Origin of the sequence: Gluconobacter potus (assembly GCF_015244705.1) — a bacterium.
GTDB lineage: Bacteria > Pseudomonadota > Alphaproteobacteria > Acetobacterales > Acetobacteraceae > Gluconobacter > Gluconobacter potus.
The window spans coordinates 1-5,159 of record NZ_JABCQF010000034.1; the positions used below are offsets into that span (position 1 = coordinate 1).

Annotated in this window: 7 protein-coding genes; 6 read left to right on the top strand and 1 reads right to left on the bottom strand. The window is 59.8% G+C overall.

Annotated features, from left to right (window positions below):
• The 6 genes from HKD31_RS15605 to arsH form a co-directional block, all read left to right on the top strand.
• The coding region (locus HKD31_RS15605; protein WP_456305984.1) for a type II toxin-antitoxin system VapC family toxin at nucleotides 1-475 on the top strand (475 nt) is incomplete at its 5' end.
• Entirely contained in the window at nucleotides 468-713 is a 246-nt protein-coding gene (locus tag HKD31_RS15610; protein ID WP_062106882.1) for a hypothetical protein, read from the top strand. The genes HKD31_RS15605 and HKD31_RS15610, both read left to right, overlap by 8 nt.
• Before the next feature lie 118 nt (nucleotides 714-831).
• Nucleotides 832-1,185, top strand: a complete 354-nt coding sequence (locus HKD31_RS15615; protein ID WP_194265690.1) for an ArsR/SmtB family transcription factor — start codon at nucleotides 832-834, stop codon at nucleotides 1,183-1,185.
• Nucleotides 1,182-1,568 carry an arsenate reductase (glutaredoxin) gene (gene arsC, locus HKD31_RS15620; protein WP_194256150.1) on the top strand — a complete coding sequence of 129 codons (387 nt, stop codon included), beginning with the start codon at nucleotides 1,182-1,184 and terminating at the stop codon, nucleotides 1,566-1,568. Before HKD31_RS15615 ends, arsC begins: the two co-directional genes overlap by 4 nt.
• A gap of 35 nt (nucleotides 1,569-1,603) precedes the next feature.
• Nucleotides 1,604-2,899, top strand: coding sequence for an arsenic transporter (locus HKD31_RS15625; RefSeq protein WP_276529685.1), 1,296 nt, complete (start codon nucleotides 1,604-1,606; stop codon nucleotides 2,897-2,899).
• A gap of 21 nt (nucleotides 2,900-2,920) precedes the next feature.
• A complete protein-coding gene (gene arsH, locus HKD31_RS15630; RefSeq protein WP_010505757.1) occupies nucleotides 2,921-3,619 on the top strand; it encodes an arsenical resistance protein ArsH in 699 nt (232 codons plus the stop codon).
• A 183-nt stretch (nucleotides 3,620-3,802) separates the two neighbouring features.
• Here arsH and nhaA read toward each other — a convergent pair whose 3' ends face one another.
• A complete protein-coding gene (gene nhaA, locus HKD31_RS15635; protein WP_062499618.1) occupies nucleotides 3,803-5,008 on the bottom strand; it encodes a Na+/H+ antiporter NhaA in 1,206 nt (401 codons plus the stop codon).
• Nucleotides 5,009-5,159 lie beyond the last annotated feature (151 nt).

Genomic DNA, 5,159 nt, shown 5'->3' on the forward strand with positions numbered 1-5,159 from the left:
ATCCGACGCCCATGACCCTCGGCCTGCGTCCCGCGGACTTTGGCTGATGTTCCTGCTGGACACGAACGTTGTTTCCGAACTGCGAAAGGTGCGGGCGGGCAGGGCCGACCCTAATGTCGCCAGATGGGCAGAGCAGGTGGAGGCCGAGACCCTTTTCCTGTCTGCCGTCACCGTCATGGAGCTGGATGTCGGTGTCATGCGGATCGAGCGCAGGGATCCCGCCCAGGGAAGCGTTCTGCGGAACTGGCTGGAGAACTACGTGCTACCCGAGTTTTCGAAGCGGGTGCTTCCCATCGATCTGGCGGTCGCCCGCCGCTGCGCTCACCTGCATGTTCCGGATCCGGGCCCGGAGCGCGACACCCTTATCGCCGCGACCGGCCTGGTACATGGCATGACGGTTGTGACACGGAATACGGATGATTTCCGGTATTCGGGGGTGCCACTCCTCAATCCATGGAAAGCACAGCATGACTGATCACCGGCAAGACTGCAGCATGGCCGATTGTGAAGCCCTGTTCGTCGAGGGACTGAGGCAGTTCGTGGATGCCTGCGCGTATATCAACGCCGCCCTCCCGAACGAAGCGGAAGACGCCCCCTGGACAGTAACGATGCATCGTCTTGCAGCGAGCGCTGCTGAGGCAGCGGAGAACCTTGAAAATCCCTCCGCAAGTGAGATTGCCCTATGGGCAGATGAGGCAATGAAAGTCCGCTAAGGGGGGTAAGCGGAATGTCTGGTCTGAGCAGAAAAGTTGAGGAAGCCGACAGTCGTGATCTCCGTTTCCTCACACAGGATAGCTTGACTTACGACAATACATCCACAATACCGGATATATGGATACAGAATCTACCCTCGCAGCCCTGAGCGCCCTGTCGCAATCCACAAGACTGGAGATCTTTCGCCTGCTGGTGCGCTACGAGCCGGACGGATTACCCGCCGGAGATGTCGCGCGGCATCTCAATGTCCCACAGAACACGATCTCGGCCCACCTCGCCACCCTGACCCGTGCCGGCCTGCTGACCTCGCAGCGCCACAGTCGGCTGATCGTCTATCGCGCGTGTCTTCCGCGCCTGCGCGACCTGATGCTTTTCCTCGTCAGGGACTGCTGTGCGGGCAGCCCCGAACTCTGCGCACCCCTGATCGCGAACCTGTCTTCCTGCTGCCCGAGCCCGGAATCCTGCCCATGACCATCACGATCTACCACAACCCGGCCTGCGGCACGTCGCGCAACGTGCTGGCACTGATCCGCAACAGCGGCGAGGAGCCCCGGATCATCGAATATCTGAAAACCCCACCGAGCCGAGCCGAACTGGTTGATCTGATCGCCCGTATGGGGGTTCCGGTGCGCGCGGTCCTGCGGGAAAAGGGCACGCCCTTTCATGAACTCGGCCTCGACAACCCGGCCCTGAGCGATGATACGCTGATCGACGCCATGATCGCACACCCGATCCTGATCAACCGGCCCATCGTCGGCACCCCGCTCGGCGTTGCGCTCTGCCGTCCGTCCGAAACGGTGCTGGACCTTCTTCCCGCGCCGCAGAAGGGTGCCTTTGCCAGGGAGGACGGCTAGAAGATCGTGGATGAGGTCGGAAAGCGGATCGTCTGATGCTGGCCCTCGCCATTTTCATTGCAACACTGGTTTTCGTCATCTGGCAGCCTCGTAGCCTCGGTATTGGCTGGAGTGCGATGGCCGGTGCCGCCGTGGCTCTGGCGACCGGTGTGATCCACTGGCACGACATCCCGGTCGTCTGGCACATCGTCTGGGATGCGACCTTTACCTTCATCGCGCTGATCGTCATCTCGTTGCTTCTGGATGAGGCCGGGTTCTTCCACTGGGCGGCCCTGCATGTCGTGCGCTGGGGCAAAGGGCGAGGCCGGACGCTGTTTCCGCTGATCGTGCTGCTGGGGGCGGCCATCGCGGCCGTGTTCGCCAATGATGGTGCGGCCTTGCTGCTCACGCCCATCGTCATTGCCATCCTCACACAACTCCGCCTGAACCATGGCGCGGCGCTGGCCTTCATCATCGCGACCGGCTTTGTCGCGGATACCACCAGCCTGCCGCTGGTGATTTCCAATCTGGTGAACATCGTCAGCGCCAATTTCTTCGACATTCCCTTTGACCGCTACGCCGCGATCATGGTCCCCGTCGATCTGGCCGCCCTTGGCGCGACACTTGCCGTGCTGTGGCTCTATTACCGGCGGCAGGTGCCCCAGACCTATCCCGTCTCTGAACTGCCTGCACCTGTCACGGCTATTCGTGACCGACATGTGTTCCGCGCGGCTTTTCCGCTGCTGGCCCTGGTGCTGGCGGCCTATTTCCTGACGGCGCCGTTTCATATCCCGGTCTGTATCGTGGCTTGCCTGGCTGTCAGTACCCTGCTGGCAGTTGCCGGATATGGAAAGGTCATTCCCGTCAGCCGCGTGCTGCGGGGCGCGCCGTGGCAGATCGTGTTCTTCTCGCTGGGGATGTATCTGGTGGTCTACGGGCTGCGCAATGCCGGGCTGACCGATCATCTCGCAGTGGTACTGGTCTGGCTCGGTCATCAGGGGACGTTCACGGCCACCATCGGCACCGGCTTTCTGGCGGCTGTTCTATCGTCCATCATGAACAACATGCCCGGTGTTCTGATCGGCGCGCTCGCGATCCAGCAGGCGCACGACATCACGCCGCTGACACGCGACCTGATGATCTATGCCAACGTCATCGGCTGCGATCTCGGGCCGAAATTTACACCGATCGGCAGTCTCGCCACGTTGCTGTGGCTGCATGTGCTGGCATCCAAAAATCATCGGGTCACATGGAGGCAGTATATGAAGGTCGGACTGGTGATCACCCCGCCCGTCCTGCTGGCAACACTCGCGGCGCTGGCCCTATGGCTGCCCCGGATCAGTCACCCGTAATACACGACAGGACCGATATATATGACCGAACCTGAGCTGCCAGCCTTGCATCCGGAGTATCTTGAACCGGTCGATCTCGCGCGGCTGGAACCGCAACCGCGTGTGGACCATCCGCCGCGTATCCTTCTGCTCTATGGCTCTTTGCGTCCCCGCTCGTTCAGCCGCCTGCTGGTGCTGGAGGCAGAGCGCATTCTGAAAGTCCTCGGCGCCGAGACACGGGTGTTCGACCCGACCGACCTGCCGGTAGCGGATTCCGTGCCCGCGACCCATCCGAAAGTGCAGGAACTGCGGAAACTCTCGATCTGGTCGGAAGGTCAGGTCTGGTGCAGCCCCGAACGGCACGGCAACATCACTGCCGTGTTCAAGAACCAGATCGACTGGCTGCCGTTGTCCGAAGGCTCAATCCGCCCGACGCAGGGCCGTACGCTGGCGGTCATGCAGGTTTCGGGTGGATCGCAGAGCTTCAATTCCGTCAATGGCCTGCGGGTGCTGGGCCGGTGGATGCGGATGTTCACCATCCCCAACCAGTCCAGCGTGCCAATGGCCTATACGCAGTTCGGTGACGATGACCGCATGAAGCCGTCCCCCCTTTATGACCGGATGGTAGATGTCATGGAGGAACTGATGAAATTCACATGGCTGCTGCGCGACCGGGCCGACTATCTAGTGGACCGCTATAGTGAACGTAACTCGGAACACCGCTTGCCTGAAAAGCTATGAGCCGGGCTGGCGCGCATTTCTGGCATACGACGTCGGCTTATCAAAACCCTAAGCGACCCACCTTACGACCGAGATGAGGGCGACCGCCGCTTGTCCGCACGGCTCCTGTTGAGCGGACAAGCGGTTTAGGGGGGACAGCAGAATGTTGGCTCCGAGTGGTATCTCTCTCGTACCGGACATCCTCTATTGAGAAGGTAGCCGGTCGTGTTGGGGTAAGAAGCGTAACCAGAGCCACCCCATCAGGGCAGACAAAACAGAGCCGGCAAAGATGCCCATCTTGGCTGGGGTCACAAGATCTGATCCGGAAAATGCCAGATTTGCGATAAATAGACTGATCGTGAATCCAATGCCACACAGCAGCGAAAGACCAAACAACATCCCCGTTGGCGTTTCAGCCGGAAGCGTGGCGATCTTCAGATGGGTCGAGAGTATTGTTACACCAAAGACGCCGACCGGTTTGCCAACGATCAGTCCTAACATAATCCCGAGCGGAGCAGCCTCCAGCATCATGTCCGGATGAACGCCAGCTAGTGAAACACCCACGTTCATGAAACCGAACAGCGGTAGAACGACCCAGGTAACGAACGGGGTCAATGCAGAAGATGTCCGATCGAGTGGCGTAGCCTGTCTGGCATCCATTCCTGAGGTGACTGCCGGAAGGCATAGGCCGGTGATGACCCCAGCAAGCGTCGGGTGCAGACCGGAATCCAGAAGCGCCACCCACAACAGAACGCAACCGGTGCCGTAGCTCCAGAGGGTTCTGATCCCAACCCTGTTCGCGCCGACCAACGCTGCAGTCACGATCACGACCGCGATCAGCGCCGGCCAATACAGAGCGCTCCCATAAAACAGGGCGATCACCACAATCCCCAGCATATCATCGAAAATGGCAAGCGCCATCAGCCAGGCCCTGGCTCCCGGCGAGACATGCCTTCCAAGAGCAAGGATGATTGGCAACGTGAACGCAGCATCCGTTGCAACAGGAACGGCCCAGCCGCGTGTCGCTTCTGGATGCCCGCATGTCACCAGCAGATACGTCAGGGCAGGCACGATCATTCCACCCAATGCTCCGATAAGCGGAAGGGCGATGCGGCGTAGTGATGAGAGGTGCCCAGATACAATTTCCTTTTTGATTTCGAGAATGACCACCAGAAAAAACAGGGTCATGAGCCCGTCAGAGACCCAGGCGTCAATGTTTTCTGGCCCCCGCTTTCCCAAGATGGGCAATTTCATGGGCGCTGTTATCAGGGTGCCGTAACCCGACGCCCATGACGAATTCGCCAGGACAAGACCCAACAGGGATGCAAGCATGAGGACAGACGCCCCACCTGCGGGAGCGGCCAGAAAACGTCGGATATGCACTGTGGGCGCAACAGAAAATTTGCTCATTTCTCTTTGTTGAATGAGACAGGCTTCCACACAAGCCTGTAGAGGTGGTCCCCATTTTTCGGACAGGGCGATAAGCTATCATCTGGCCTGAACGAGGACGGGTTTTATGGGCAAGGTTACGCGGAAACGGTATGCGGCAGAGTTCAAGTCA

Excerpts from the sequence above, each read along its gene's own strand:
- HKD31_RS15610 (WP_062106882.1), top strand. The coding sequence starts at position 468 with ATGACTGATCACCGGCAAGACTGCAGCATGGCCGATTGTGAAGCCCTG.
- HKD31_RS15615 (WP_194265690.1), top strand. The coding sequence starts at position 832 with ATGGATACAGAATCTACCCTCGCAGCCCTGAGCGCCCTGTCGCAATCC.
- arsC (WP_194256150.1), top strand. The coding sequence starts at position 1,182 with ATGACCATCACGATCTACCACAACCCGGCCTGCGGCACGTCGCGCAAC.
- HKD31_RS15625 (WP_276529685.1), top strand. The coding sequence starts at position 1,604 with ATGCTGGCCCTCGCCATTTTCATTGCAACACTGGTTTTCGTCATCTGG.
- arsH (WP_010505757.1), top strand. The coding sequence starts at position 2,921 with ATGACCGAACCTGAGCTGCCAGCCTTGCATCCGGAGTATCTTGAACCG.
- nhaA (WP_062499618.1), bottom strand. The coding sequence starts at position 5,008 with ATGAGCAAATTTTCTGTTGCGCCCACAGTGCATATCCGACGTTTTCTG.